The sequence below is a fragment of the Streptomyces sp. CS113 genome, from assembly GCF_002188365.1.
GTDB lineage: Bacteria > Actinomycetota > Actinomycetes > Streptomycetales > Streptomycetaceae > Streptomyces > Streptomyces tendae.
On record NZ_KZ195574.1, the window covers coordinates 4,380,717 to 4,407,450 of the forward strand.

The following is a 26,734-nucleotide window of genomic DNA, read 5'->3' on the forward strand; positions in this document are numbered from 1 at the left end:
TGAAGATCCTTCCTGGTGCGGTCAGCTGAGACCGACTCAGATGTCGAGGAAGCGGACGTCCTTGGCGTTGCGCTGGATGAACGCGCGCCGGGCCTCGACGTCCTCGCCCATCAGCACCGAGAACAGGTCGTCGGCCTGGGCGGCGTCGTCGAGCGTGACCTGGCCGAGCACCCGGTGCTCCTGGTCCATGGTCGTGATGCGCAGCTCCTCGGCGTTCATCTCGCCGAGGCCCTTGAAGCGCTGGACCGAGTCCTCGCGGATGCGCTTGCCGGCCTGGCGGCCCATCTCGATCAGCGCGTCGCGCTCGCGGTCGGAGTACGCGTACTCGAAGTCGTCCCGACCCCACTTGATCTTGTACAGCGGCGGGCGGGACAGGTACACGTGCCCCGACTCGACCAGCGGCCGCATGAAGCGGAACAGGAAGGTCAGCAGCAGGGTGTTGATGTGCTGGCCGTCGACGTCGGCGTCCGCCATCAGGATGATCTTGTGATAGCGGAGCTTCTCGATGTCGAAGTCCTCGTGCACGCCGGTGCCGAACGCGGAGATCATCGCCTGGATCTCCTGGTTCTGGAGGATCCGGTCGATGCGCGCCTTCTCGACGTTGAGGATCTTGCCGCGGATCGGGAGGATCGCCTGGTACTGCGGGTTCCGGCCGGACTTGGCGGAGCCGCCGGCGGAGTCGCCCTCGACGATGAAGATCTCGCACTTGGTCGGGTCGTTCGACTGGCAGTCGGACAGCTTGCCCGGCAGTGACGCCGTCTCCAGCAGGCCCTTGCGGCGCGTCAGGTCGCGGGCCTTGCGGGCCGCCACGCGCGCGTGGGCCGCCTGGATGCCCTTGCGGATGATGTCCGCGGCCTCGTTGGGGTTGCGGTCCAGCCAGTCCGTCAGGTGCTCGTAGACGACCTTCTGGACGAAGGTCTTCACCTCGGTGTTGCCCAGCTTCGTCTTGGTCTGGCCCTCGAACTGCGGCTCCGCCAGCTTGACCGAGATGATCGCGGTCAGACCCTCGCGGATGTCGTCACCCGTGAGGTTGTCGTCCTTCTCGCGCAGCAGCTTCTTGTCCCGCGCGTACTTGTTGATCAGCGAGGTGAGCGCCGCGCGGAAGCCCTCCTCGTGGGTGCCGCCCTCGTGCGTGTGGATGATGTTGGCGAAGGAGTACACGCCCTCCGTGTAGCCGCCGTTCCACTGCATGGCGACCTCGAGGGACAGGCTCTTGTCCTTGTCCTCGGCCTCCAGGTCGATCACGGTGGGGTGCACCAGCTCTCCCTTGCGGGAGTTGAGGTACGTCACGAAGTCGACGATGCCGCCCTCGTAGTGGTACGAGACGCTCTTGTCCTCGTGCTTCTCGTCCTCGCCCGCCTCGTCCGCACCGGCGGTGGCCTTCGCCGACTCGCGCTCGTCGGTGAGGTTGATCTTCAGGCCCTTGTTGAGGAAGGCCATCTCCTGGAAGCGCCGGGAGAGCGTCTCGAAGGAGTAGTCCGTGGTCTCGAAGATGTCGCCGTCGGCCCAGAAGGTGACCGACGTACCGGTCTCCTCGGTGGCCTCGTGCCGGGCCAGCGCCGCCGTGGGGACGCCCAGCTTGTACTCCTGCGTCCAGCGGTGGCCGTCGGTCTTGACCTCCACCGCGACCCGCGTGGAAAGGGCGTTGACGACGGAGACACCCACGCCGTGCAGACCGCCGGAGACCGCGTAGCCGCCGCCGCCGAACTTGCCGCCCGCGTGCAGCACGGTCAGCACGACCTCGACGGCGGGCTTCCCCTCGGAGGGGACGATGCCCACCGGGATGCCGCGGCCGTTGTCGACGACCCGGACTCCGCCGTCGGCGAGGATCGTCACGTCGATCGTGTCCGCGTGACCGGCCAGCGCCTCGTCGACGGAGTTGTCCACGACCTCCTGCACCAGGTGGTGCAGGCCCCGCTCACCGGTCGAACCGATGTACATACCGGGTCGCTTGCGGACCGCGTCCAGACCCTCGAGGACGGTGATGGCACTGGCGTCGTACGACGCGGAGGCATCGCCGTGCGGGGTGCTCACCGCGTCGTTCACGCCGGTGTCGGTGGACGGGTTGTTCTCGTTGGGGTTGCCGGAATCGGCCACGAAGCGCCCTTTCTGGCACAGCACGAGCCGGGCTCGTCGGCAGGTTGCCGGAGCGGCTGCGGCATGTTGCGTTGGTAAGCCTTGATCAGCGTTGCTCAGCTAGTCCCGGACGGTCCCCACGATCGGGGCGGGATTCTCTCTCATTCTACCGGTACCACTGACACTGATGGGGGTTTGCCGGTACCTGAGTCCGCATGTGCCGCCCTGAACGAGGCTCGTCCGACTCCCGATATGCGGATGGGGGCCTCAAGAGGCTCACAACGGCACTCAGCGCTTCGAGCCGTCAACCCTTTGCTACTTGGGAGTCAGATCCCGCTCCGGGGCCCCGCGCGGGGGTACGGCAGAGCACGCCCCGGTCGTTCCGTCCGACCGGCGGCGCCGTTTTTTGTGAGGTACATCACGCGTCCCTGACGGGGTGCCAGACCGCCCCCGGATCACCCGTAGGTGTCGCCCGGACCCTGGCTTCCCGGCGCCCGCAACGGCCCGTAGCGCCGGCCCGGACCAGCCGGACCACCGGGTCCGAGGACCTTGATCAGCCGCACCGACCCGTGCCCGAGGTCCTCGTTGATACGGGCCACCAGCGTCGGCGCCAGCAGCCGCAGGTTCGTCGCCCACGCCGTCGAGTCGCAGCGCACCACCAGCACCCGCTCGTCCTCGTCGTAGCGCTCCGGCACGCAGTGCTTCGCCACGTCCTCGCCGACGATCTGCGGCCAGCGGCCCATCACCCCGCCCACCGCGGCCGGTGTCTCCCAGCCGCGCTCGGTGATCAGCCGGTTGATCGCGGAACCCAGCGCCATGGGGTCACGGCCGTCGGCCCGCGCCCCGGAGCGCAGGCCCCCGCGCCGCGCCTGCTTCTTCTGCTGGGCCGCGTCCCCACGCGCGCGTGCCGCCTCCCGCGCCGCCCTGAGGGCCACCCGCGCGAGGTCGACGCCGGACGGCTCCCGGCCGCCCTTCCCGGGGGTCTCGGGGGCTTTCCCGGGGTCGCCCGAAGGACGTCCGGGGGGCGGCTCGTCGGCGCTCATACGCGCTCCACCGTCCCCTCCGCCACCGTGAACCGCGCCCCCGCCAGCACATGCGGTACGTCGTCGTCGACCGCGGCCGTCACCAGCACCTGCTCCCCGGGCGCCACCAGCTCGGCCAGCCGCTCCCGGCGCCGCGCGTCCAGCTCGGCGAAGACGTCGTCCAGCACCAGCACCGGCTCGTTGCCCTCCGCCCGCAACAGGTCGAACGAGGCCAGCCGCAGCGCCAGCGCGTACGACCACGACTCGCCGTGGGAGGCGTAGCCCTTGGCGGGCAGGGAACCGAGCTTCAGCAGCAGGTCGTCCCGGTGCGGGCCGACCAGGGTGACGCCCCGCTCGATCTCCTGCTTGCGCGCCTCGGCGAGTGCCGCCATCAGCTGCTCGTACAGGTCCTCGCGCGTGTGCGCCTCGCCGGGCGCCGACGGCTTGTACTCCAGGGCGAGCGGGCCGCCGCCCGGGGCCAGCTGCTCGTAGGCCTTGTCGGCCAGCGGCTGCACGGCCGCGATCAGGTCCAGGCGCTGGGCGAGCAGTTCGGCGCCCACGCGCGCGAGGTGCTGGTCCCAGACGTCGAGCGTGGACAGGTCCAGCGTGCGGCCGCCGTGCCGGCGGGCCAGCGCGGCCGACTTCAGCAGGGTGTTGCGCTGCTTGAGGACCCGGTCGTAGTCGGAGCGCACCCCGGCCATCCGCGGGGAACGGGCGGTGATCAGCTCGTCCAGGAACCGGCGCCGCTCGCCGGGGTCGCCCTTGACCAGGGCGAGGTCCTCGGGCGCGAACAGCACGGTGCGCACGATGCCGAGCACGTCACGCGGTCTGACCTGCGAGGACCGGTTGATGCGGGCGCGGTTGGCCCTGCCCGGGTTCAGCTCCAGCTCGATCAGCTGCTGCCGCTCGCCCTGCCGGACCTGGGCCCGGACGACGGCCCGCTCGGCGCCCATGCGGACCAGCGGGGCGTCGGAGGAGACCCGGTGGCTGCCGAGGGTGGCGAGGTAGCCGACCGCCTCGACCAGGTTCGTCTTGCCCTGCCCGTTCGGGCCGACGAACGCGGTGACGCCCGGGTCCAGGGGCACCTCGACCCGGGCGTACGAACGGAAGTCGGCCAGCGACAGATGCGTGACGTGCATGGTCGTGCGCCGACCTCCCCAACTGGTGGTGCCTACTTCTTCTCTACCGCGTGGCCGCCGAACTGGTTGCGCAGCGCGGCGATCATCTTCATCTGCGGCGAGTCGTCCTGCCGGGACGCGAACCGCGCGAAGAGGGAGGCCGTGATCGCGGGCAGCGGCACCGCGTTGTCGATCGCCGCCTCCACAGTCCAGCGTCCCTCACCGGAGTCCTGTGCATAACCCCGGAGCCCGTCCAGGTGCTCGTCGTCGTCGAGCGCGTTGACGGCCAGGTCGAGCAGCCAGGAGCGGATCACCGTGCCCTCCTGCCAGGAGCGGAAGACCTCGCGGACGTTCTCCACGGAGTCGACCTTCTCCAGCAGCTCCCAGCCCTCGGCGTAGGCCTGCATCATCGCGTACTCGATGCCGTTGTGGACCATCTTCGCGAAGTGGCCCGCGCCCACCTTGCCGGCGTGCACGGCACCGAAGTCGCCCTCCGGCTTGAGGGCGTCGAAGACCGGCTGCACCTTGGCGACGTTCTCCGCGTCGCCGCCGTACATCAGCGCGTAGCCGTTCTCCAGGCCCCACACGCCGCCGGAGACGCCGCAGTCGACGAAGCCTATGCCCTTGGCCGCCAGCTCCCCGGCGTGCTTCTCGTCGTCCGTCCAGCGGCTGTTGCCGCCGTCCACGACGACGTCACCGGGCTCCAGCAGCTCGCCGAGCCGGTCGACGGTGGCCTGGGTGGCCTCGCCCGCCGGGATCATCACCCACACCACGCGCGGTGCGCTGAGCTTGCCCACAAGCTCTTCCAGGCTGTGGACGTCGGCGAAATCCGGATTGCGGTCGTATCCGACGACGGTGTGGCCCGCGCGGCGGATCCGCTCGCGCATGTTGCCGCCCATCTTGCCGAGGCCGACGAGACCGAGCTCCATCAGTTGCGTTCCTTAGGTGTGCGAGGTGGCAAGGCGGCACCTCCGAACCCGCCGGATGGGTGCCGCGGCACTTTCGTACCCGCGTCGACCCTAAACCCGGATGCCCGTGCACAGCTGTGGGCATACGCGCTCAGACGTATGCCCCCACCTGCGGGTTCGCCCACACCCTGTGGACGGCGACCGACGGTGCGGCGGCCTTGTTCAGCCGCTCAGCCGCTCAGCCGCACCGGCATGATCAGGTACTTGTAGGCCTCGTCCGCCTCGGCGTCCACCGCGGGCTTGCCGCTGAGCAGGGCCGGCTTCGTGGAGGTCGTGAAGGACAGCTGGGCGACCGGGGAGTCGATGGCGCTCAGACCGTCCAGCAGGAAGGTCGGGTTGAAGGCGATCGAGATGTCGTCACCCTCCAGCTGGGCGTCGACCCTTTCCACAGCCTGTGCGTCGTCGCTCGAGCCGGCCTCCAGGATGAGCACGCCCTGCTCGAAGCTGAGCCGCACCGGGGTGTTGCGCTCGGCGACCAGGGCCACGCGCTTGACGGCCTCCACGAAGGGGGCGGTCTCGATCACCGCGACGCTGTTGAACTCCGTCGGGAAGAGCGTCTTGTACTTCGGGAGGTCGCCCTCCAGCAGACGCGTCGTCGTCCGGCGGCCCGCGCCCTCGAAACCGATCAGACCCTCGCCCGCACCCGAGCCGGACAGCGCCAGGATCACCTGGTCACCGCTGGTCAGCGCCTTGGCGGTGTCCTGGAGCGTCTTGGCGGGCACCAGGGCGACCGCGGAGATGTCCGGGTTCTCCGGCTTCCACAGGAACTCGCGGACCGCGAAGCGGTAGCGGTCGGTGGAGGCCAGCGTCACCGAGTCGCCCTCGATCTCGATGCGCACACCGGTCAGGACGGGCAGCGTGTCGTCGCGGCCCGCGGCGATGGCCACCTGCTGCACGGCCGACGCGAAGACCTCGCCGGGAACCGTGCCGGTCGCCTCCGGCATCTGCGGCAGCGCCGGGTACTCCTCCACCGGCAGGGTGTGGAGGGTGAACCGCGAGGAGCCGCAGACCACCGTCGCCCGTACACCGTCTGTGGAAATCTCCACCGGCCGGTTGGGGAGGGCGCGGGAGATGTCCGCGAGCAGCCGGCCCGAGACGAGGACGGTGCCCTCCTCCTCGATCTCCGCCTCCACGGACACGCGCGCCGAGACCTCGTAGTCGAAGCTGGACAGGCTCAGCTGCCCCTCCTCGGCCTTCAGCAGCAGGCCCGCGAGGACCGGCGCCGGCGGACGGGCCGGGAGGCTGCGGGCCGCCCAGGCCACTGCCTCCGCGAGTACGTCGCGTTCCACCCGGATCTTCACTGTTGCCGCCTCCTGCTGTTGCCGGCGCTGCTCGCCCTGCTTCGCCTTCGTCGTCTGACCGGTGTCGTCCGCCGCTGTGAGGGGCAGAACACCGGGGACCAGTCTGACGCACCCCACTGACAGTAGGTGCCGTTCGGGGTCAAGTCGTGACGAGGGGCGGTCGGGCTCGAGAGGGCGAGTTGTGCACAGGTCCCGCTTCGAAACGGATTCCGCTCTCTCTCTAGTCGTCAGTAGTAGTAGGGCCTGTGGATACCGTGGATAACCTCGTTTGCCCAGGTCAGACCGGGAATTTTGTCCACGGGGCCTGTGGGCGGAGCCGGTGGACAACCGGGCCCTTCTGTGGAGAACGGAAAGTTCTGCACACACCGTGCACAGGGAGAGGCGACTTCTCCCCAGCGCCGTCCCCAGCTTTACCCACGTTTCCCACAGCCCCATCAGGCAGCCTGGTGTGACGGCTTTCACTCGACGCGGTGACAGGGCGCGTCACGTTGCCGAACAGTGGACAGGCATGTGGAGAAGCCGGGGATCGCTGGGGACAACCCCGTCCTTCCTGTGGGTTGCCCGTGGACAACTGGATGCACAGGCTGTGGATCATTTCTTTGTCCACAGCCTGTGGAGATCCTTCGTCCACGAATCCACAGGGAGCTGACCTGCCCTGATGATCTCTCACCAGCCTGGCCTGTGGACAGGATCGGGACAACTTCCCAGTCCCCAAGGTGTGGACGGAAAAAAGTGGCCGAATCTGTGGAGGACGCCCGTAACCCGGCAGGTATTCGAACAGTGGTCAGGACAGCAGTGCGGGTCCGCGGACACGCGAAGGGCGCCCCCGGGTGTCCAGGAGCGCCCTCGTGGCCCGTGGCCGGCGGTCGTCAGCCGTTCTTGATGCGGTTGGTCAGCTCGGTCACCTGGTTGTAGATCGAGCGCCGCTCGGCCATCAGATTGCGGATCTTGCGGTCGGCGTGCATCACCGTGGTGTGGTCCCGGCCGCCGAACAGCGCGCCGATCTTCGGCAGCGAGAGGTCCGTCAGCTCGCGGCACAAGTACATGGCGATCTGCCGGGCCGTCACGAGCGCCCGCCCGCGCGAGGTGCCGCACAGGTCCTCGACGGTGAGGCCGAAGTAGTCCGCGGTCGCGCCCATGATGGCCGTGGACGTGATCTCGGGGGCCGAGTCCTCGCCGCCCGGGATCAGGTCCTTGAGGACGATCTCGGTGAGGCCCAGGTCCACCGGCTGCCGGTTGAGCGACGCGAACGCCGTCACCCGGATCAGCGCTCCCTCCAGCTCGCGGATGTTGCGCGAGATCCGGGAGGCGATGAACTCCAGGACCTCCGGCGGGGCGTTGAGCTGCTCCTGGACCGCCTTCTTGCGCAGGATCGCGATGCGCGTCTCCAGCTCGGGCGGCTGGACGTCGGTGGTCAGGCCCCACTCGAAACGGTTCCGCAGCCGGTCCTCCAGCGTCACCAGCTGCCGGGGCGGCCGGTCCGAGGACAGCACGATCTGCTTGTTGGCGTTGTGGAGGGTGTTGAAGGTGTGGAAGAACTCCTCCTGCGTCGACTCCTTGTCCGCGAGGAACTGGATGTCGTCGACGAGCAGGATGTCCATCTCGCGGTAGCGCTTGCGGAAGCTGTCGCCCTTGCCGTCGCGGATGGAGTTGATGAACTCGTTGGTGAACTCCTCCGAGCTGACGTAGCGCACGCGCGTGCCCGGGTAGAGGCTGCGCGCGTAGTGCCCGATGGCATGCAGGAGGTGGGTCTTGCCGAGTCCCGACTCCCCGTAGATGAAGAGGGGGTTGTAGGCCTTGGCGGGCGCTTCGGCGACGGCGACGGCCGCCGCGTGGGCGAACCGGTTGGAAGCGCCGATGACGAAGGTGTCGAAGAGGTACTTCGGGTTCAGGCGCGCGGTCGGCTCGCCGGGGCCGGTCGCCGGCGCGGGCTGCGCGGCCAGCGGTCCGGGCGCCCCGGTGGCGGGTCCGGGGCCGACGGGGCCGCCGCGGTGGACGTGTCCGGAACCGGCCGGGGGATCGGGCAGCTCGCGGCGCGGGCCGCGCTGCTCGTAGTCGCCACGGGGCTTGTCGTAGTCGCCCCGTGACTGCTCGTACTCGCCGCGCTGGCTGTCGTAGGGGGCGCGCTCGGGGGGCTGCGGCCGGTAGTCCTGCTGGTACGAGGGGTGAGGTTCGTGGGGGTACGGCGGGGGCGGCGGCTCCTGGCCGTAGGGCTCCTGGCCGTACGGCTCCTGCGACGGGGACGCGTAGGGGCCGCGTTCCGGGAAGCCGAGGCGCTGCTGCTGCCAGCCGTAGTCGTCCTGCTGGCTGGGGCGCGGCCAGGAACCGGGCTCGGGGCGCTGGTACTCCTGCGGGTAGGCGGGCCGCGCGGTGGGGAGCTGGTCGGCGCGGTTGCGGCCGTATCCCTCGTACTCGTCCCGGTCGCGGTACTCCTCGCGGCCGCCCTGTCCGGGAGCGGGAAGCTCTGGCTCCTCGTAACGGGGCTGGGGGCGTGAGGGCGGCGGCTGCGGAGCGGGGGCGGTGGGGCCGGCGGGGTCGCCCGCGGTGTCGTCGACGGTGATCGCGATGCGGATCGGGCGCCCGCACTCACGGGTCAGGGTCTCGCTGACGATCGGCGCGAGGCGGCCCTCCAGTACGCCCTTCGCAAATTCGTTCGGTACGGCGAGCAGGGCGGTGTCGGCGACCAGCGCGAGCGGCTGGCAGCGGCGGATCCAGTGCTCGTCCTTCGACTCGACGCCCTGCCCGCGGCCCTCTCCGAGAAGTTGCTCCAATACGCGTGGCCACACTGCGGCAAGATCGGCAGGTACGTCAGCCACAGGGCACGCTCTCTCACGAGTCCCTCGAAGGTGTGATTCGGGGACGGGTCGGGATGAAACTCGGGTGGGGCAGGGATAAGGGAACGAATCGGAGTCCAGTCACGGTAGTCAGCGCGACGGGTAGGGTTCAAGTTGTTGTCCCCAGCCTGTGGACAAGTGTCTCCCGGTCACCGCTGGTTTGACCGAATGGCGCAGTCGCACGTACCGTAACCAGGTCGAGTTGTCGATGGCTGCTGCCGCCTGCCTCCGATGGGCACAGGTCACGTCCAAGGTGATCGAAAAGCGGTGCACTCGGGCGTAACGCGAGCTACTCGTGGGCGCACGGTGACAGCCAGGACGGCACCCCGCCAACACCCGAATCTTTCTGGAGCCCCCGAGTGAGCAAGCGCACCTTCCAGCCGAACAACCGTCGCCGCGCGAAGACCCACGGCTTCCGGCTGCGTATGCGTACCCGTGCCGGCCGCGCGATCCTCGCGACCCGCCGTAGCAAGGGCCGCGCCCGTCTGTCCGCCTGATCCCGGTCAGGTCATGACATCGTGCTGCCCACCGCGAACCGGCTGAGGCGGCGCGAGGACTTCGCGACCGCGGTTCGACGAGGCCGCCGGGCCGGCCGCCCGGCCCTCGTCGTCCACCTTCGAAGCGGTGCCACGGACCCGCACGCGCCTGGGGAGAGCGCTCCCCCGACACGTGCGGGTTTCGTCGTGAGCAAAGCCGTGGGCGGTGCGGTCGTGCGCAACAAGGTGAAGCGCAGGCTTCGCCATCTGATGCGCGACCGGATCGACCTGTTGCCCCCCGGTAGCCTGGTAGTCGTACGAGCGCTGCCCGGTGCGGGTGACGCCGACCATGCACAGCTGGCCCGAGACCTGGACGCCGCCCTGGCGCGGCTACTGGGAGGGGGCGCGCGATGAAGTACCCGCTGCTGGCTCTGATCAAGCTCTACCAGTGGACGATCAGTCCGCTGCTGGGGCCGGTGTGCAAGTACTACCCGTCGTGCTCCCACTACGGCTACACGGCCATCGACCGGCACGGAGCCGTCAAGGGCACGGCGCTCACCGCCTGGCGCATCCTGCGGTGCAATCCGTGGTCGCTGGGCGGCGTGGACCATGTTCCGCCGCGCAAGCGTCCGCGGTGGCACGAAATGCTGCGTGCCGCCTGGCGGGCACGCAAGGGCGGGACCTCCGCCGCCGAACCGGCCACCGAAGGACGGCCTGCTCACCCGAGCCAGTCCGAGCCTTCGAGCCCGGCCGCAGAGACCTCGCCCCATGCCCAAGGAGCATGATTAGTGGACACGATTGCCAGCCTCTTCAGCTTCATCACCTGGCCCGTCTCCTGGGTCATCGTCCAGTTCCACACGGTGTACGGGGCGATCTTCGGACCTGACACCGGATGGGCCTGGGGCCTGTCCATCGTGTCCCTGGTGATCCTCATCCGCATCTGCCTGATCCCGCTCTTCGTGAAGCAGATCAAGGCGACGCGCGGGATGCAGACGCTCCAGCCGGAGATGAAGAAGATCCAGGAGCGCTACAAGAACGACAAGCAGCGTCAGTCCGAAGAGATGATGAAGCTGTACAAGGAGACGGGTACCAACCCGCTCTCCTCGTGCCTTCCCATCCTGGCGCAGTCCCCGTTCTTCTTCGCCCTGTACCACGTGCTCAACGGCATCGCCTCCGGCGACACCATCGGCGCGGTCAACCAGGACCTGCTCGAGAGCGCGCAGAAGGCGCACATCTTCGGGGCCCCGCTGGCCTCCAAGTTCTTCAGCAGCGAGAGCGACGTCACCGCCCTCAGCGCCTCCCTGACCGACGTCCGCGTGGTCACCGCGATCATGATCGTGCTGATGTCGGCCTCGCAGTTCTTCACCCAGCGCCAGCTGATGACGAAGAACGTCGACACCACGGTGAAGACGCCGTTCATGCAGCAGCAGAAGATGCTGATGTACGTCTTCCCCGTCATGTTCGCCGTCTTCGGTGTCAACTTCCCCGTCGGTGTCCTCGTCTACTGGCTGACCACGAACGTGTGGACCATGGGCCAGCAGATGTACGTGATCCGCAACAACCCGACGCCCGGCTCCAAGGCTCAGGCCTCCTACCTGGAGCGGCTGCACAAGAGCGTCACCGAGCACGGCAAGACCCGTCGCCGGGGCGAGAAGGCCATCGTGAAGGCCATCGTCGCCAAGGGCCGGGACCGCAACGAGGCCGAGCGGAAGTTCATCAACGGTCTGAACAAGGCGGGCCTGGCGGCTCAGGCCGACGGCAACGTGGTGAAGAGCGACACCGCCGTGGCCGCCCAGAGCGCGGACGGCTCGACCGTGGCCACCGCCGCTCAGCCCAAGCGTCAGCAGCCCAAGCGGCAGAGCAAGTCCCAGCGCCAGGCCAAGCCCGCCGGCGAGGCCGAGTCGAAGACGTCGCTGACCAAGTCGGACGAGCCGCAGGACGCCAAGCCGGCCGGAGAGCAGGACGCCAAGCCTGCCGCCGGCGCCAAGAAGCCGGCTCAGAAGTCCGGCGGTGGTGGCCGCAGCAAGGCCCAGTCCGGACAGCGCAAGGGCCCGCAGCGGCCCAAGTCCCCGTCGAAGAAGTAAGAAGGAGTCCATCCCGTGACGGAAGGCACCACCTCCGCCGCCGCCGAGGGTGCAGACACCCTCACCCGCCTCGAGCAGGAGGGCGAGATCGCCGCGGACTATCTGGAGGGTCTGCTCGACATCGCCGATCTCGACGGTGACATCGACATGGACGTCGAGGCCGACCGTGCCTCCGTCTCGATCATCAGCGACAGCAAGAGCAGGGACCTGGAGAAGCTGGTCGGCCGGGACGGTGAGGTGCTGGAGGCTCTACAGGAGCTCACGCGTCTGGCCGTGCACCGGGAGACCGGCGACCGCAGCCGGCTGATGCTCGACATCTCCGGTTACCGGGCGGGCAAGCGCGCCGAGCTGTCCGAGCTGGGCGCCAAGGCCGCGGCCGAGGTCAAGAGCAGTGGCGAATCCGTGCGGATGCAGCCGATGACGCCCTTCGAGCGCAAGGTCGTGCACGACGCGGTCAAGGCCGCGGGGCTGCGCAGTGAGTCCGAAGGCGAGGAGCCGGAGCGCTTCGTCGTCGTGCTTCCCGCCTGATCGGTCCTCTCGTTCTCCGGCCCCGTCTGTTGCGCAGGCGGGGCCGAATTTTGTCAGCCTGATAGTTCTGGTGGTTCTGGCACCGGTGCCCTTGGCGCCGGTGCCGTACGGAAGGACGGTCCCCGTGTCGGAGGCAGCGGAGCTTCCCCCTGTACCCGAGCAGGCACGTGAGGTGTTCGGTGATCGCTACGCGGACGCGGTCCGCTACGCGGAACTGCTCGCCGAGGCGGGGGTGAAGCGCGGCCTGATCGGTCCGCGTGAAGTGCCCCGCCTCTGGGAGCGGCATCTGCTGAACTGCGCGGTGCTCTCCGAGGTCGTGCCCGAGGGAGTGACGGTGTGCGACGTCGGCTCCGGCGCCGGCCTGCCCGGGATCCCGCTGGCGCTCGTGCGGGAAGACCTGAAGATCACCCTTCTCGAGCCGCTGCTGCGCCGTACGAACTTCCTGACCGAGGTCGTGGAGCTGCTGGGCCTGGACCATGTCACCGTCGTGCGGGGCCGAGCCGAGGAGGTCATGGGCAAGCTGCCGCCGGTGCACGTGGTCACCGCCCGTGCCGTCGCTCCGCTGGACCGCCTCGCCACCTGGGGTATTCCGCTGCTGCGCCCGTACGGCGAGATGCTCGCCCTCAAGGGCGATACGGCCGAGGAAGAGCTGAAGGCGGCGACCGCGGCGCTGAGCAAACTCGGTGCGGAGGAGACATCCATCCTGCACGTCGGGGACGGTGTCGTGGATCCCCTGTCCACCGTGGTGCGGGTCGAGGTCGGTGAGAGTCCCGGTGGTGTGCGCTTCGCGGCCAAGCGAGCCAAGGCCGCTCGGACCGGACGGACACGCCGCCGCCGCGGCTAGTCCCGAAGGCCCGCCGTACTCCACACAAGCTGCCCTGCTCGCGTGTGACGGAGTGTCGCGGCAGTTAGGCGTGGGCTGCGCTGCATCGTGTTTCACGTGAAACGTCGCTCACTGCTGCACGGCATCATCAGCCGCGGCCGCGCCGCGGCCGACCCCCGCGACCGAAAGCCTCTCGGGTCGCTCGGAGAGGACACGGAGTTGTCCACAGAGGTGGATTTCTCCACAGAAGACCAGGCCTCACTGGTTCATGACCCCGAAGGCATGGGAGGCTCTGTTCATAGCGAGCCTGAAGTCGAGGAGAGTGAATCCTTGCGGTCCGACGCCAATATCGCGGGACCGATGACCGATCCGGTCCCCGGTCCCCGTACCGAGTCGATGGGAGCGGATGTTTCACGTGAAACACCGCCTCCGATGGACGACACTCCGATCGGTCGTGCTGCCCAACTTGCCGTGGAGGCTCTGGGCCGCGCCGGCGAGGGGCTGCCGCGACCCGAGCAGACCCGGGTCATGGTCGTAGCCAACCAGAAGGGCGGAGTGGGCAAGACGACGACGACCGTCAACCTTGCCGCCTCACTCGCCCTGCACGGTGCGAGAGTCCTGGTCGTCGACCTCGACCCGCAGGGCAACGCCTCCACCGCGCTGGGCATCGACCATCACGCCGATGTCCCCTCCATCTACGACGTGCTGGTCGAGAGCCGTCCGCTCTCCGAAGTGGTCCAGCCGGTCCCCGATGTAGAGGGCCTCTTCTGCGCACCCGCCACGATCGATCTCGCCGGTGCGGAGATCGAACTGGTCTCGCTGGTCGCACGCGAGAGTCGTCTCCAGCGGGCGATCACGGCATACGAACAGCCGCTGGACTACATCCTCATCGACTGCCCGCCCTCCCTGGGCCTGCTGACGGTCAACGCGCTCGTCGCGGGCCAGGAGGTCCTGATCCCCATCCAGTGTGAGTACTACGCGCTGGAGGGACTGGGCCAACTGCTGCGCAACGTCGACCTGGTGCGGGGACATCTCAATCCCACGCTGCATGTGTCGACCATCCTCCTCACCATGTACGACGGACGGACGCGGCTCGCGTCACAGGTCGCGGACGAGGTGCGCAGCCACTTCGGCGAGGAGGTGCTGCGGACGAGCATTCCCCGCTCGGTCCGTATTTCCGAGGCCCCGAGCTACGGGCAGACGGTACTGACCTACGATCCAGGATCAAGTGGAGCCCTCTCCTACCTGGAGGCGGCCCGTGAGATCGCGCTGAGGGGCGTGGGCGTCAACTACGACGCGACCCACGCTCATCTCGGCGCTCAGAATGACCCGAGCATGGTGGAGGGGATCCAGTGAGTGAGCGACGGAGGGGGTTGGGCCGTGGTCTGGGCGCACTGATCCCCAACGCCCCGACCGAGAAGTCGGTTGCCTCGGCGGCGTTGGGAACCGCGGCCTCCGCGTCTCCCGGGACCATGCCGCTGCTGCCGAGCGAGCGCGGGGTGGCTGCGGCGAAGGTGGCCACGCTGCCGCATGTTTCACGTGAAACGGAGGAGCCGACCGCACCGTACGGTGCCGAGGGCCTGCGGGCGCCGCTGGGGGCGCACTTTGCCGAGGTCCCCCTCGACGCCATCACGCCGAACCCGAAGCAGCCGCGCAAGGACTTCGACGACGACGCACTGGCCGAACTCGTCACCTCCATCAGGGAGGTCGGTCTCCTCCAGCCGGTCGTCGTACGGCCGACGGAGCCCGGGCGCTATGAGCTCATCATGGGTGAGCGGCGCTTCCGTGCCTGCCGAGAGCTGGAGCTGGACGCCATCCCGGCGATCGTTCGGGCGACGGAGGACGAGAAGCTCCTTCTGGACGCGCTCCTGGAGAACCTGCACCGCGCTCAGCTGAACCCGCTGGAGGAGGCCTTCGCCTACGACCAGCTGCTGAAGGACTTCAACTGCACGCACGACCAGCTGGCGGACCGCATCGGTCGCTCCCGCCCGCAGGTGTCCAACACACTGCGTCTGCTGAAGCTTTCACCGAAGGTGCAGAACCGGGTGGCCGCAGGCGTCCTCTCCGCGGGGCACGCCCGAGCCTTGCTGTCCGTCGACGACCCGGAGGAGCAGGACCGGCTCGCACATCGCATCGTGGCCGAAGGGCTCTCGGTGCGGTCGGTCGAGGAGATCGTGACCCTGATGGGGTCCCGGCCGCAGAAGCCGCAGCGCGCGAAGGGCCCGAGGGCCGGCTCGCTGGTGTCCCCGGCGCTCTCGGACCTGGCAACGCGGCTCTCGGACCGCTTCGAGACGCGCGTGAAGGTCGACCTGGGACAGAAGAAGGGCAAGATCACCGTCGAGTTCGCTTCCATGGACGATCTCGAGCGGATCCTCGGAAGTCTCGCTCCGGGTGAGGGCCCCGTACTACAGAAGGGCCTCCTGGAGGACGGAGACGAGGACGGGGAAGCCGAGTCCTGATCGGCTGTCCTGAGGGCGGGCCGCGTCCGGTGCATACCGGAACACGGCCCGCCCTTTGCTTTGCCTCGGTGTCGGGGCCACCGCATCGTGGATACGATGCGATCGGGATGGCGTTGTCACCTGGGCAGTACCTGGCAGTACCTGGCAGTACCTCTTCGAGAGGAAGGCAGGGGCCATGAGATCGATGAGCCGCACTGAACTGGTGAGCGCGGGCCTGGGGCTGGGCGCGGTCGGCGGGTTCATCGGCAGCATGCTCAGGGAACGGAGCGCGCTGACAGCCGCCCGCGACGCGGCAGGGGAAGGAAGCGAGGAACAGCCTTCATGGGGCGCCGGCTCGTACCGCTCACGCTGGACAACCTTCAGGACCTTCCCCAGCGCTGTCGCTCGTGCGTCTTCTGGGAACTGGACCCCGTCAGTGGCGAGGCCGCGGTAAAGGCGGGTACGCCGGACCTGGAGAAGGAGTCCTGGATTTCCGCCGTTCTGCTGGACTGGGGGTCGTGCGGCCGGGTGGTCTATGTCGATGACGTGCCGGTGGGCTTCGTTCTCTACGCACCGCCTGCGTATGTGCCGCGCTCGACGGCTTTCCCCACCAGTCCGGTCTCCTCCGACGCGGTGCAGCTGATGACCGCGTTCGTGATGCCGGGGTACCAGGGGCAGGGACTGGGTCGGGTGATGGTCCAGACGGTCGCCAAAGATCTCCTGCGCCGTGGCTTCAAGGCGATCGAGGCGTTCGGGGACGCCCGATGGAAGGAGCCCGCCTGTGTCCTGCCGGCGGACCATCTCCTGGCGGTGGGGTTCAAGACGGTCCGGCCGCATGCCCGGCACCCGCGACTGAGGCTGGATCTGAGGTCGACGCTGTCCTGGAAGGAAGACGTCGAAATGGCGCTGGACCGCCTGCTCGGCGCCGTTCAGAAGGAGCCCGTGTTGCGTCCGCTGTAGTGACGGCACCAGGACGGCACCGGAGAGACCGGAGAGTGCAGTAAGCCGAATGGGCCGACCCGTCCGGGTCGGCCCATTCGTGTTTCACGTGAAACGTCGAGCGGCGATCGTCAGCCGTCGATGAAGTCCGCGAGGTCGCGGACGATCGCGGCCTTCGGCTTCGCACCGACGATGGTCTTGGCGACCTCGCCACCCTGGTAGACGTTCAGGGTCGGGATGGACATGACGCCGTACTTGGCGGCCGTGCCCGGGTTCTCGTCGATGTTCAGCTTGACGATCTCGATCTTGTCGCCGTACTCCGCGGCGATCGCTTCGAGGGACGGCGCGATCTGGCGGCACGGACCGCACCAGGCGGCCCAGAAGTCCACCAGGACGGGCTTGTCGTTCTTGAGAACGTCCTGCTCGAAGGAGTCGTCGGTTACATGCTTCAGGGTGCCGGCCACGGCGGGCTCCTTAAGGGGTTGGTGCGGGGATGGGATGGTCAGACGGCGGTCTTCTCGGGCTCCGCCTTGTCCTCGTCGCTGAGGGCGGCGAGGAAGCGCTCGGCGTCGAGAGCGGCGGAACAACCGGTGCCCGCGGCGGTGATCGCCTGGCGGTAGGTGTGGTCGACCACGTCACCGGCGCCGAAGACACCCGTCAGGTTGGTGCGAGTCGAAGGCGCTTCGACCTTCAGATAGCCCTCCGGGTCCAGGTCGAGCTGGCCCTTGAAGAGCTCGGTGCGGGGGTCGTGGCCGATCGCGATGAACAGGCCGGTCACCGGCAGATCGGAGAGTTCGCCGGTCTTGACGTTGCGCAGCTTCAGGCCCGCAAGCTTCTGCTCGCCCTGAACCTCGGCGACCTCGCTGTCCCACACGAACGAGATCTTGGGGTCGGCGAAGGCACGCTCCTGCATGGCCTTGGAGGCGCGCAGGGTGTCCCGGCGGTGGACGATCGTCACGGACTTCGCGAAGCGGGAGAGGAACGTGGCCTCCTCCATCGCGGTGTCACCGCCGCCGATCACGGCGATGTCCTGGTCCTTGAAGAAGAAGCCGTCGCAGGTCGCGCACCAGGAGACGCCGCGGCCGGAGAGAGCGTCCTCGTTGGGCAGGCCGAGCTTGCGGTGCTGAGAACCGGTGGTGACGATCACGGCCTTGGCCCGGTGGACCGTGCCCGCGGTGTCGGTGACGGTCTTGATCTCGCCGCTGAGGTCCACGGCCACGACGTCGTCCGGGATCAGCTCGGCACCGAAGCGCTCCGCCTGGGCCCGCATGTTGTCCATGAGCTCGGGGCCCATGATGCCGTCCTGGAAGCCGGGGTAGTTCTCCACCTCGGTGGTGTTCATCAGCGCTCCGCCCGCGGTGACGGCACCCTCGAACACCAGCGGCTTCAGGGACGCTCGCGCGGTGTAGAGCGCCGCCGTGTAGCCGGCGGGCCCGGAGCCGATGATGATCACGTTTCGGACGTCGCTCACGGCTTCATTCCTCGTCTCTGGACTGCGTCTTCAGGGCCGGGTGGAGCTGCACTCGGAACTCTCACCCCACCTAACGGATCCTACGGGGCGCGCATTCCCGCTGTGCCCGGGCGCACGGCGGCAGGGACCGGCCCGCCCGATGAGGCTACGAAGGGACCGCTACGAACGCGCGTAGGAGTGCTGGAGAAGGATCTTGGCCTTGCCCACCGCGGGCTGATCCACGCACGCCGACTCGACGATGTAGGCGGTGACCCGGGTGTCATGGGTGGCGTCGGGCAGCACCACCAGCAGGACTTCCTTGCCCTTGTAGACGCCGGGCTCAGCGGCGATCACGGCGTCGTCACGACCGATGCCCTGGCGGATGCACTCGGGCACGGTCGGCTGCTTGAAGACGTGGTTCTCGGCGGTCTCGCCACCGTTCTCGGACTCCATGCCGAAGCTGCGCGGGGTGCGGGACCCGTTCTCGGCGCTGCCGTCCGCGACCAGGTTGGTGACCTTGTCCTTGAGCCGACCCTCGGAGAAGGTGTCCGCGAGCGCGGTCTGCTGTTCGCTGGCGGTGTTGCCGGAGGAGCCCTCCTCGGTGAGGGAGGAGACGACGACCGATCCGAGTCCAATGGCAGCAGCGGCGGCCACGGCGCCGAGGACGGCGATCCTTCGCCGCCCGCCTCGACGGCGTTCCTTGCGGCCGGGACCCGTGGAGGCGGGGCGGGCGTGCCCGGCGGGCCGGTCGACGGGTGTCGATGTTTCACGTGAAACACGTGTGCCGTCGGCGACGGCCGGCGGCGATTCGGCTGCCAGGGCAGCGTCGATACGGGCGGCCACGTCGTCCGGCATGGGCGCCGGAGCGGGCAGGGTACCGAGCAGTCCCTGGATCTCCGTCAGTGAGGCGTAGACGTCCGCGCAGAGCTCGCAGCCTTCCAGGTGCTGCCGTACTTCGGTGGTCCGCGAGGCCGGGAGGAGGCCTTCGGTGAGGTCGGCGATCTCCGCGACGTCCGGGTGCCCGGTCCTGTCTGTCGTCGACGACGTCACGCTCGTCCACCTCCGCCCTTCACTGCGGTTGAATCGCCCGGTCCCGCTTCCGACGGTCCCGCTGCGGGTGGGACGGATGCCCCCTGCGTCCGGTTCCGTTCCGGGCCGGGCTTCCTGCTCTCTCCGCTGCCGTCCGGACGCAGGTGGGTGAGCAGCGGAAGAAGCCTGGCTCTGCCCCGGGCACAACGACTTTTGATCGTTCCGGCCGGTACGTCGAGGATGCGGGCGGCCTCCGCTACGGGGTAGCCCTGCATGTCGACCAGCACGAGGGCGGCCCGCTGGTCGGCCGGCAGGGTGCCCAGGGCCTCCAGCAGCTGGCGGTGGAGATCGTTGCGCTCGGCGGGGGCGGAGGCAGACTCGTGCGGCTCCAGCAGCTGCTCCAGGCGCTCGGTGTCGTCGACGGGCGCGGTCTTCCGCGAGGCCGCCTTGCGGGCGCGGTCGAGACAGGCGTTCACCGTGATCCGGTGCAGCCAGGTGGTGACGGCGGCCTGACCGCGGAAGGTGTGGGCGGCCCGGTAGGCGGAGACGAGGGCGTCCTGGACGGCGTCGGCGGCCTCCTCGCGGTCCCCCAGCGTCCGCAGGGCCACCGCCCAGAGACGGTCGCGGTGACGGCGTACGAGCTCACCGAAGGCGTCGGGGTCGCCCTCGACGTGGCGGGCGAGGAGGCTCTGATCGCTGATGCCGTCGTACGCGGTGCCATCTGCCATCGGCCTCCTCCCCCTTTCCTCGAAGGGCCCTCAGCCCTTGAAGGTCACGTCGGTGATCGCCTGCTTGTACCCGGCGCCGCTGTAGCCGTCGGACGGCGCGTTCGGGACGTCGGTCATCCACAGCAGGACGTACCGCGTCTTGACGGGCTTCGACGCCTTCGCCGTGAGCGAGGAACCGGTCGTGGTGGCGCTGGCGATCTCGGTCATGCCGTCGACTCCCGTCGAGGGCGACAGTGAATCGGTGGCGTAGAAGTGCACGGTCGTGTGATCGCCGGTGTACCGGAGGCCTATCGACGCCGTCGAGACGTCCTGCGGCGAGCCGAGGTCGTAGACGATGCCGACGCCGGGCTTGTACGGCGCGAGCTTCGGACCGTCCGTGTACTTCTTCGTGCGCCAGAAGGTGGATGCGTCGCCGTCATAGGTCTTGGCCGCGTCCTCGGGCGCCTGGGCACTGCCACTGGCCACGTACTCCTGGGCTGCCTGCACACTGAGCGGCTTGGCAGGCTTGGTCTGCCCGTCGTTCTTGTCGTTGCCGTCCACCGTCTGGGTCTGGTTCGGGTCGTCGGCCTTGCCGCCCCGTTCCATGAGGGCGTCCGCGAGCTGCCAGCTGCCGAGGCCGAGTGCGGCGATCAGCAGGGCCGAGACGCCCCACTTCAGGGCCTTGCCGGTACGGCTCTGTAGCGGGGGCGGCGGCGTCGGCACGGGCTGGGTGACACCGGGGTGCGGGGCCGGGCGGCCGTACCCGCCCTGCTGGTAGGCCGTGCGCTGGTACTGCGGCGGTGCGGTGTACGCCGGCTCCGGCGGGCGGATGCGCGGCATCTCGCCGATCGCCTTCACCAGTTCCTCCGGCGTGGTGCACGGCGCCTCGTGGCGGGAAGCGGTGGCGCCGTCGTTGGCGAGCGCCCGCATCGCCAGTTCGGACAGGCCGCGGTGGACGCCGGCGCGTACCTGGTCCGGGGGGATCAGCCCGATGTCCTTGGGCAGGCCCGCCAGGCCGTGCGCGTCGCTCTCGTACGGCCAGCGCTGGGTGAGCGCGGCGTACAGGAGGGCGCCGATGGCCTCGGTGTCGGTGCGCTGCGGCGTGTCGGAACTGATGCCGCGCAGCGCGGCGTTGACGGCGAGCCCGCGGATCCGCCACTGGCCCGTCGAGGTGCGCAGCACCGCGTTGGGGCTCAGGCGCAGATGGGCGAGGCCCTCGCGGTGGGCGGCCGCCATGGCCGAGGCGACCTGACTGACCATCTGGTAGGCGTCGTACACCTCCAGCGGTCCGGAGGCGAGGAGGGCGGTCAGTTCGGTGGCGTCGGGGAGCCACTCGTGCACGACGTAGACGAGGTCGTTGTCCTCGACGGCGTCCAGGACCTGGACGAAGCGGGGGTCGCCGAGCAGGGCGGAGGAGCGTGCCGCGGCCAGCACGGACCGGGCTCGCGCGTGGTCCGCGGGGAGGAGGTGGACGCCGACGGCGCGGCGCAGCTTCTCGTCGACGGCCCGCCAACTGCTGAAGCCGTCCAGACGGGTGACGCATTCCTCGAGGCGGTAGCGTCTGGCGAGCTTGTGCCCGCTGTGCAGTTCGGGAGGCGAGGCCTTGCCGGATTCCTCGCTCGTGGTCCCCTGTGCCTCGTCGCTGTCCGTGTCCCGCTCCCGGTTGTTGGCCACCCCGTCGGCCGTGGACTGGTCCGCCTGTGCGGTCAGCGGCTCATCGCCGCTGTTGTCTGCCACGTCGACGGCAGCTGTGCTCCGTTCCGCCACCGTCGTTCCTGCCTCCCCATTCCATGCGCGTCGGCCGACTTCCGATCCGCGCGTCCGACGCCGAACCCAATTGTGCCCACAGTCCGCCGCTATGCACGACACACGGCGGCGGACGATGGTTGTGCGCCTACCCCGGGTCTCAGCGTCCCAGGCGTCCGCGCACCATGCCGACCAGAGAGTTGACTTCCTCGATGCGCATGCGGCGGGCGGCGACGAAGAAGACACCGAACAGGAGCACTCCACCGGCCAGCAGCGCCGCGAACGATCCCACGACGCCCTGGCCGAGCGCGCGGCTGATCGCGTAGCAGGCGGCGCCGCTGAGCAGGGCCGCCGGTACGGACGCGATGCACAGTCTGGCGTAGGTCCGCAGCACCCGGGCGCCGTCCAGGTCCCCGCCCAGCCGCTTGCGCAGCCTGCGCCAGGCGATGCCCACGCCGATCACATAGGCCAGGCCGTAGGAGGCCGCCATGCCGACCACCGCCCAGCGGGAGGGCAGCAGCAGGTAACACAGGCCCGAGGCGGCGGCGTTGACGACGGCCACGATGACGGTGTTGTAGAAGGGCGTCCGGGTGTCCTCGTAGGCGTAGAAGGCGCGCAGGACGACGTACTGCACGGAGTACGGGATGAGGCCGAGGCCGAAGGCCATCAGCATGTAGCCCATGTTGGTGGCTTCGCTGGTGCCCGAGGAGCCGAACATGAGCGTGCACATCGGGATGCCGAGTGCGACGAGGCCGAAGGAGACGGGAACGATGGCCACGGCTGTCGTGCGCAGGCCCTGGGAGATGTCGTCCCGGACCGCTCCCCCGTCCTCCTCGGACGCCGAGCGGGAGATCCGGGGCAGCAGGGCAGCCATCAGCGAGACGGTGATGATGGCCTGCGGCAGGCCCCAAATCAGTTGTGCGTTGGCGTAGGCCGCGAAGCCGGTGCCGTCGACGGGCGAGGCTTTGCCCGCAGCGGTGGAGAGCTGGATGACGATCATGGCGCCCGCCTGGTTGGCCAGGACGAACAGGACCGTCCACTTGGCGAGGGTGATGGCCTTGCCCAGGCCGTGTCCCCTCCAGTCGAAGCGCAGCCGGAGCCGGAAACCCGTCTCCCGAAGGTACGGGATCATGGCCAGGGACTGCACGATGAGTCCCAGCAGCACTCCGATGCCGAGCAGACGCTCGCCCTCCGGCGGGATGCTCGTCACCTTCATGCCCGAGGTTTCCGCGGTGCCGTAGACCCAGATGAACAGGCCGAGGGTCACGATGATGACGATGTTGTTCAGGACCGGGGTCCACATCATCGCGCCGAACCTGCCCCGGGCGTTGAGGACCTGCCCCATCACCACGTGCAGGCCCATGAAGAAGATGGACGGCAGGAAGTAGCGGACGAAGGTGATACCGACCTCGTTGGCGGCCGGGTCACTGGCGACGGGGTTGGACAGGAGCCGGATCAGCAGGGGCGCGGCGAAGACCGTGATCACCGTCAGCGCGCCCAGCGCGACCATGACGAGGGTCAGGAGGCGGTTGGCGAAGGCCTCGCCCCCGTCCTCGTCGTCTTTCATGGCGCGGACGAGCTGTGGAACGAAGACCGAGTTGAGGCCGCCGCCGACGGTGAGGATGTAGATCATCGTGGGCAGCTGGTAGGCGACCTGGAAGGTGTCGCCGAGCAGACCGACGCCCAGAGCCGAGACGATCAGCGCCGACCGGATGAACCCGGTCAGCCGCGACACCATCGTGCCCGCCGCCATCACGGCGCTCGACTTCAGCAGGCCCCCGGCGCGCCCGCCCTTCTTGGGCGCGGCGGCCGCGGGGGCGGGCTCGGGCTCCTGGAGGGGAGCCTCGGCTGCCTCGGGCGTGGGGGCCACCGCGTACTGGCCCGGTGCGGGCGCCGCGTGCTGCCCGGGTGCCGGAGCGTTCCCGTACTGGCCCTGCGCCGGGGCGTGGCCGCCGTACTGACCGTGCGAGGGAGCCGCGCCGCCGTACTGGCCGTGCGCCGGAGCCGGGTCGCCGTACTGGCCGTGGGCCGGAGCGTTCCCGTACGGGTCGGGCCCCTGGTGCCCGCCGTACTGTCCCGGAGCGGGTGTCGTGCCGTACTGCCCCGGGTTCGCCGCCCCGCCGTACGGCCCCGGCGGCGGGGCCGGTGCGGGCACGGCCGCCTGGTCGTCGTAGGAAGGGTGGCCGCCGCCCTGCTGCTGGTCGCGGAAGAGGTGCGCGAAGGCGTCCGGCTCGTGACGCTGGTCGCCGGACTGGCCGACCAGGTCGTCGACGCCCACGAACTGGGTGGTCCGGGGGTCGTCGCCGTACGGCAGGTACTGCGTCGGGCCCTCCGGTTCGGGGGCCGGGGTCGGAGCCCAGACGCGGGGGTCGGGGGCGTAGGGCGACTGCGAGGGCTGGGAGTACAGCGGCTGCTGCGGCGGGTAGGTGCCCGGGGGCGGCGGAGGGTGCGCGGCGCGGTCGTAGAGCGCCTCGGAGACCGGGTCCTGGGCGGAGAGGTCCTGTGCCCGGTAGGGATCCTGGTCGTAGGCGTCCTGGAGGTACATGTCCGCGGGCTGCTGCGGCGGCGGCGTCTGTCCTGGGTCCGGCGGCGGGCCCTGGGGGTGACCCGAGCCGTCCACGGCCTGACCGCGGTCACCGTCGTACGGCGCGTTCATGGTTACCCCACCTCATCGTCCCGGGCCGACCGGCCACGACATCCTCAACGGTCCACTCTCTCACCCGTGCCGGACGGGTCGGTGCTTTCCGCTGCGGTGTCCGGTGTCGGGTCACTCGGCTGCTCCGGGTCGCCTGCCCGGGCCGGTGCCTCGGACTCCTCCGTGAGACGTCCCTCGGGGCGCTCCGGGTTCTCCGGGTCGTTCTCGGAGTTCTCCGACGCCTCCGACGCCTCCGACGCCTCCGACGCCTCAGGCTCCTCGGAGTCGCTCTCCCCGCCCTGCGCGGCGGCGCGGGCAGCGGCCCGCTTGCGCTGGGTGTACATCCGGAAACCGGCGAGGACGAGCAGCAGGACGCCGCCGCCGATGACGAGCATCACGGTGGCGGTGATCTCGGTGACCTTCACGTCGAAGGTCACGGGCTCGCCGTACGGGCGCCCGTCCTGCGTGTACAGCTGGGCGATCACCGTGGCCCGGCCGTTGGCGTTGGCCGACGTGGTGAACTTCACCGACTGGCTGTGGCCGCCGGAGACCGAGATCGGCTGCTCCTCGTAGCGGGCGCCGTCGATCTCGAGGCGGGTCGGGTTCGTCGAGGTGAGCCGCAGGACCAGGGGACCGACGTCCTGCACCAGGTTGTTCTGCACCGTGACCGGGATGGTGGCGCTGCGGCCGGAGAGCTTCGTCTCCGACTTGTCGATCAGTCTGACCCGGCCGGCCAGCCCGTCGAGGTACGACTTCACTCCGGCGCGGAACGACTCCGCCTCGGCGGCCCTGCCCCGCCACGACACGGACATCTCCCGGTTCAGGGCGCGTCCGAAGGGCGTCACCACCCGGGACGGGTCCGAGAGCACGACCTTGAAGCCGTCCAGCGCGTCCTGCGTCTGCGCGCTCTCCACGAAGGCCGACCGCGGCAGCTCCTTCTTGCGCAGCGCCGAAGGATAGGAGGAAGTCCCCGGAACCTTGGTGGTGGCGTCCGGGTCGGGCTTGGCCGACGAGGCCGCCGCCAGCTTCTGGGACTGGGACCAGGTGCCGCTCTGGAGCGCCCGCAGCGCCTCGGCCATCGCGCGTGCCTGGCTTCCGGACGGCGTGCGCTGGGGAGCGATGACGACGCTGCGCTGTTTGTCGGTCTGGAGACTCAGGCCCAGGCTCTGGGCGAGGAAGCGCTGCACGGCGAGCGTGGACGCCGACGCGTTCGTCAGGTCGCCCTCGAACGCCGTGGACAGCCGGGCGTCCGCCACGACGGCCGTGGTGCCCCCGCCGATGGGGCGGGCCGCGGACGGTGTGTACGGCAGACCGTTGGTCTCCTGGAGGCTGTCGCTGCGGGCGATCACCTTGTCGGCGCCGGCGGAGGTGGCGACCTTGACGATCGACCGGTCGACGGCGCCGTCCACGGGCCAGGCGAAGTCGGTATTCGGCTTCATGTGGAGGATCGGCTCGACGGTGTTGTCAACGACGTCCGTCGCGTCCTTGAGCTGACGCAGCGAGCCGGTGACGTCGGTGCCGTTGTGGGCCAGGGACGCCAGGTCGGGGTCGGCGAAGGGGAGGGCGACGACCTCCTTGTCGGCCACCGCGTCCTGCAGCTCGGCCAGCCACTGCTTGGCGACCGCCTGGTGGGTGCCGGCGGTGGTCTTCTTCCCGTCCCGCACGCGGTAGCTGCCCGTCATCGCGTCGACGGAGGCCAGCAGGTCCGGATCGACCACCCAGGTGACGTCGAGGTCCTTGCCCAGCGTCACCATCTGGTTCAGGCGGCCGCCGGGGGAGATCTCCTTCGCCAGGTCGTTGTTGAGGAAGACCGGGGTCTGCTCCTCGTTCGGCCCCGTTTCGGCGGCCATGTGCGTCGTCGAGACGAGGGGCCACAGCGCCGTGGTCTTGGTCCTGGTGCCTGCCTCGTCGGGCTGCCACGGCAGGAAGGTCCGCTGGATGCCGAGGATCTGCTCCCAGGGCTGCGCGGACGTCTCACCGGACAGCGAGACGGCGAATTCGTAGACGCCGTCGTTGCCGAGGTTCAGATCGTCGACCGGCACGGAGATGTTGAAGTGCTCGGCGACACCGGGGGTGAGCTTGGAGAACTTCTCGGTGTACTTGTTGTCGATCTCCGGGGCGATGGAGCCCTGGAGGTCGTCGCTGTCCTTGGCGATCGCGTCGACCGACGAGCGGGTGTCGACCGGTGGGCCCACACGCAGGCCCACGTGCGCGTCGGTCACGGTCCGCTTGCCCTTGTTGGTGACGGTGCCCGACACGGTCACCGTGTCCCCGTCCGTGGGCGCGGAGGGCGTGAGCGAGTCCACAGCCACGGCCACCGAGCCCGAGTCGGAGTCGGCGAGGGCGGCGGTCGCCTCTTCGGCGTGCGCCGAGCCGGCGGCGGGCAGCTGGACCAGGCCGGCCAGCAGCGGCGCCCCGGCGAGCAGTGCCGTGGTGCGCCGCAGCCACCGGCGGGCAGGTGAGGCACTGGTCCCCTGGAAGTCTGCCGCCTCGGCCACGCGCTCGCCCGTCCCTCGTCGTGATCAGTGGTCGTCGGAATGTGCGTCCACGCATGGTAACG

At 69.5% G+C, this 26,734-nt stretch carries 22 protein-coding genes; 9 read left to right on the forward strand and 13 right to left on the reverse strand.

The features are described 5' to 3' along the window. Positions 1-36 precede the first annotated feature (36 nt). The 6 genes from gyrB to dnaA all read right to left on the reverse strand — a co-directional run bounded on the left by gyrB (position 37) and on the right by dnaA (position 9,301). Complete coding sequence (gene gyrB, locus B9W62_RS19390) at positions 37-2,097, reverse strand: DNA topoisomerase (ATP-hydrolyzing) subunit B (RefSeq protein ID WP_179235562.1); 2,061 nt, start codon at positions 2,095-2,097, stop codon at positions 37-39. Positions 2,098-2,531: 434 nt separating this feature from the next. Beyond that, on the reverse strand, positions 2,532-3,119 hold the full coding sequence (locus B9W62_RS19395; protein ID WP_087808375.1) for a DciA family protein: 588 nt from the start codon (positions 3,117-3,119) through the stop codon (positions 2,532-2,534). Continuing rightward, complete coding sequence (gene recF / locus B9W62_RS19400; protein WP_087808376.1) at positions 3,116-4,237, reverse strand: DNA replication/repair protein RecF; 1,122 nt, start codon at positions 4,235-4,237, stop codon at positions 3,116-3,118. Before recF ends, B9W62_RS19395 begins: the two co-directional genes overlap by 4 nt. Positions 4,238-4,269: 32 nt before the next feature. Continuing rightward, the gene (gene gnd / locus B9W62_RS19405) at positions 4,270-5,145 is read right to left on the reverse strand and encodes a phosphogluconate dehydrogenase (NAD(+)-dependent, decarboxylating) (RefSeq protein WP_087808377.1); all 876 of its coding nucleotides are present in this window, start codon (positions 5,143-5,145) and stop codon (positions 4,270-4,272) included. A 209-nt stretch (positions 5,146-5,354) separates the two neighbouring features. Beyond that, a complete protein-coding gene (gene dnaN / locus B9W62_RS19410) occupies positions 5,355-6,485 on the reverse strand; it encodes a DNA polymerase III subunit beta (RefSeq protein ID WP_052836777.1) in 1,131 nt (376 codons plus the stop codon). Positions 6,486-7,354: 869 nt separating this feature from the next. Continuing rightward, positions 7,355-9,301, reverse strand: a complete 1,947-nt coding sequence (dnaA, locus tag B9W62_RS19420) for a chromosomal replication initiator protein DnaA (RefSeq protein WP_087808379.1) — start codon at positions 9,299-9,301, stop codon at positions 7,355-7,357. Between the two features lie 377 nt (positions 9,302-9,678). Here dnaA and rpmH point away from each other — a divergent pair, with 377 nt between their 5' ends. The 9 genes from rpmH (at position 9,679) to B9W62_RS19465 (ending at position 16,628) form a co-directional block, all read left to right on the forward strand. Beyond that, complete coding sequence (rpmH, locus tag B9W62_RS19425) at positions 9,679-9,816, forward strand: 50S ribosomal protein L34 (RefSeq protein ID WP_003975051.1); 138 nt, start codon at positions 9,679-9,681, stop codon at positions 9,814-9,816. Between the two features lie 21 nt (positions 9,817-9,837). Further along, the gene (rnpA, locus tag B9W62_RS19430) at positions 9,838-10,209 is read left to right on the forward strand and encodes a ribonuclease P protein component (protein ID WP_087808380.1); all 372 of its coding nucleotides are present in this window, start codon (positions 9,838-9,840) and stop codon (positions 10,207-10,209) included. Then, positions 10,206-10,580, forward strand: a complete 375-nt coding sequence (gene yidD, locus B9W62_RS19435) for a membrane protein insertion efficiency factor YidD (protein WP_087808381.1) — start codon at positions 10,206-10,208, stop codon at positions 10,578-10,580. Before rnpA ends, yidD begins: the two co-directional genes overlap by 4 nt. A gap of 3 nt (positions 10,581-10,583) precedes the next feature. Next, entirely contained in the window at positions 10,584-11,879 is a 1,296-nt protein-coding gene (gene yidC / locus B9W62_RS19440; protein ID WP_087808382.1) for a membrane protein insertase YidC, read from the forward strand. Between the two features lie 15 nt (positions 11,880-11,894). Further along, positions 11,895-12,407: a Jag family protein gene (locus B9W62_RS19445; protein WP_087808383.1), complete on the forward strand. Its 513-nt coding sequence runs from the start codon at positions 11,895-11,897 to the stop codon at positions 12,405-12,407. Between the two features lie 124 nt (positions 12,408-12,531). Next, positions 12,532-13,251 carry a 16S rRNA (guanine(527)-N(7))-methyltransferase RsmG gene (gene rsmG, locus B9W62_RS19450; RefSeq protein ID WP_087808384.1) on the forward strand — a complete coding sequence of 240 codons (720 nt, stop codon included), beginning with the start codon at positions 12,532-12,534 and terminating at the stop codon, positions 13,249-13,251. 261 nt (positions 13,252-13,512) lie between these two features. Then, on the forward strand, positions 13,513-14,586 hold the full coding sequence (locus B9W62_RS19455) for a ParA family protein (protein WP_179236049.1): 1,074 nt from the start codon (positions 13,513-13,515) through the stop codon (positions 14,584-14,586). After that, entirely contained in the window at positions 14,583-15,689 is a 1,107-nt protein-coding gene (locus tag B9W62_RS19460) for a ParB/RepB/Spo0J family partition protein (protein ID WP_107424204.1), read from the forward strand. The genes B9W62_RS19455 and B9W62_RS19460 overlap by 4 nt, the downstream gene beginning before the upstream one ends. Before the next feature lie 321 nt (positions 15,690-16,010). Next, the gene (locus B9W62_RS19465; RefSeq protein ID WP_087808385.1) at positions 16,011-16,628 is read left to right on the forward strand and encodes a GNAT family N-acetyltransferase; all 618 of its coding nucleotides are present in this window, start codon (positions 16,011-16,013) and stop codon (positions 16,626-16,628) included. Positions 16,629-16,738: 110 nt separating this feature from the next. Here the strand turns inward: B9W62_RS19465 and trxA are convergent, their stop codons facing one another. From trxA to B9W62_RS19500, 7 genes are all read right to left on the reverse strand, one after another. Then, on the reverse strand, positions 16,739-17,071 hold the full coding sequence (trxA, locus tag B9W62_RS19470) for a thioredoxin (RefSeq protein ID WP_087808386.1): 333 nt from the start codon (positions 17,069-17,071) through the stop codon (positions 16,739-16,741). 38 nt (positions 17,072-17,109) lie between these two features. After that, positions 17,110-18,078, reverse strand: coding sequence for a thioredoxin-disulfide reductase (gene trxB / locus B9W62_RS19475; RefSeq protein WP_087808387.1), 969 nt, complete (start codon positions 18,076-18,078; stop codon positions 17,110-17,112). Between the two features lie 159 nt (positions 18,079-18,237). After that, positions 18,238-19,107 carry an anti-sigma factor family protein gene (locus B9W62_RS19480; RefSeq protein ID WP_087808388.1) on the reverse strand — a complete coding sequence of 290 codons (870 nt, stop codon included), beginning with the start codon at positions 19,105-19,107 and terminating at the stop codon, positions 18,238-18,240. Beyond that, positions 19,104-19,814 carry an RNA polymerase sigma factor SigM gene (gene sigM, locus B9W62_RS19485; protein WP_087808389.1) on the reverse strand — a complete coding sequence of 237 codons (711 nt, stop codon included), beginning with the start codon at positions 19,812-19,814 and terminating at the stop codon, positions 19,104-19,106. Before sigM ends, B9W62_RS19480 begins: the two co-directional genes overlap by 4 nt. 30 nt (positions 19,815-19,844) lie before the next feature. Further along, positions 19,845-21,560: a protein kinase family protein gene (locus B9W62_RS19490; protein WP_087808390.1), complete on the reverse strand. Its 1,716-nt coding sequence runs from the start codon at positions 21,558-21,560 to the stop codon at positions 19,845-19,847. A 139-nt stretch (positions 21,561-21,699) separates the two neighbouring features. Then, positions 21,700-24,195: a murein biosynthesis integral membrane protein MurJ gene (gene murJ, locus B9W62_RS19495; protein WP_087808391.1), complete on the reverse strand. Its 2,496-nt coding sequence runs from the start codon at positions 24,193-24,195 to the stop codon at positions 21,700-21,702. 44 nt (positions 24,196-24,239) lie between these two features. Beyond that, positions 24,240-26,672, reverse strand: a complete 2,433-nt coding sequence (locus B9W62_RS19500; RefSeq protein WP_087808392.1) for a DUF6049 family protein — start codon at positions 26,670-26,672, stop codon at positions 24,240-24,242. Positions 26,673-26,734 lie beyond the last annotated feature (62 nt).

Coding starts and splice junctions, on each gene's coding strand:
- sigM (WP_087808389.1), bottom strand. CDS start 19,814: ATGGCAGATGGCACCGCGTACGACGGCATCAGCGATCAGAGCCTCCTC.
- yidD (WP_087808381.1), top strand. CDS start 10,206: ATGAAGTACCCGCTGCTGGCTCTGATCAAGCTCTACCAGTGGACGATC.
- recF (WP_087808376.1), bottom strand. CDS start 4,237: ATGCACGTCACGCATCTGTCGCTGGCCGACTTCCGTTCGTACGCCCGG.
- murJ (WP_087808391.1), bottom strand. CDS start 24,195: ATGAACGCGCCGTACGACGGTGACCGCGGTCAGGCCGTGGACGGCTCG.
- B9W62_RS19455 (WP_179236049.1), top strand. CDS start 13,513: ATGGGAGGCTCTGTTCATAGCGAGCCTGAAGTCGAGGAGAGTGAATCC.
- B9W62_RS19465 (WP_087808385.1), top strand. CDS start 16,011: ATGGGGCGCCGGCTCGTACCGCTCACGCTGGACAACCTTCAGGACCTT.
- gnd (WP_087808377.1), bottom strand. CDS start 5,145: ATGGAGCTCGGTCTCGTCGGCCTCGGCAAGATGGGCGGCAACATGCGC.
- B9W62_RS19395 (WP_087808375.1), bottom strand. CDS start 3,119: ATGAGCGCCGACGAGCCGCCCCCCGGACGTCCTTCGGGCGACCCCGGG.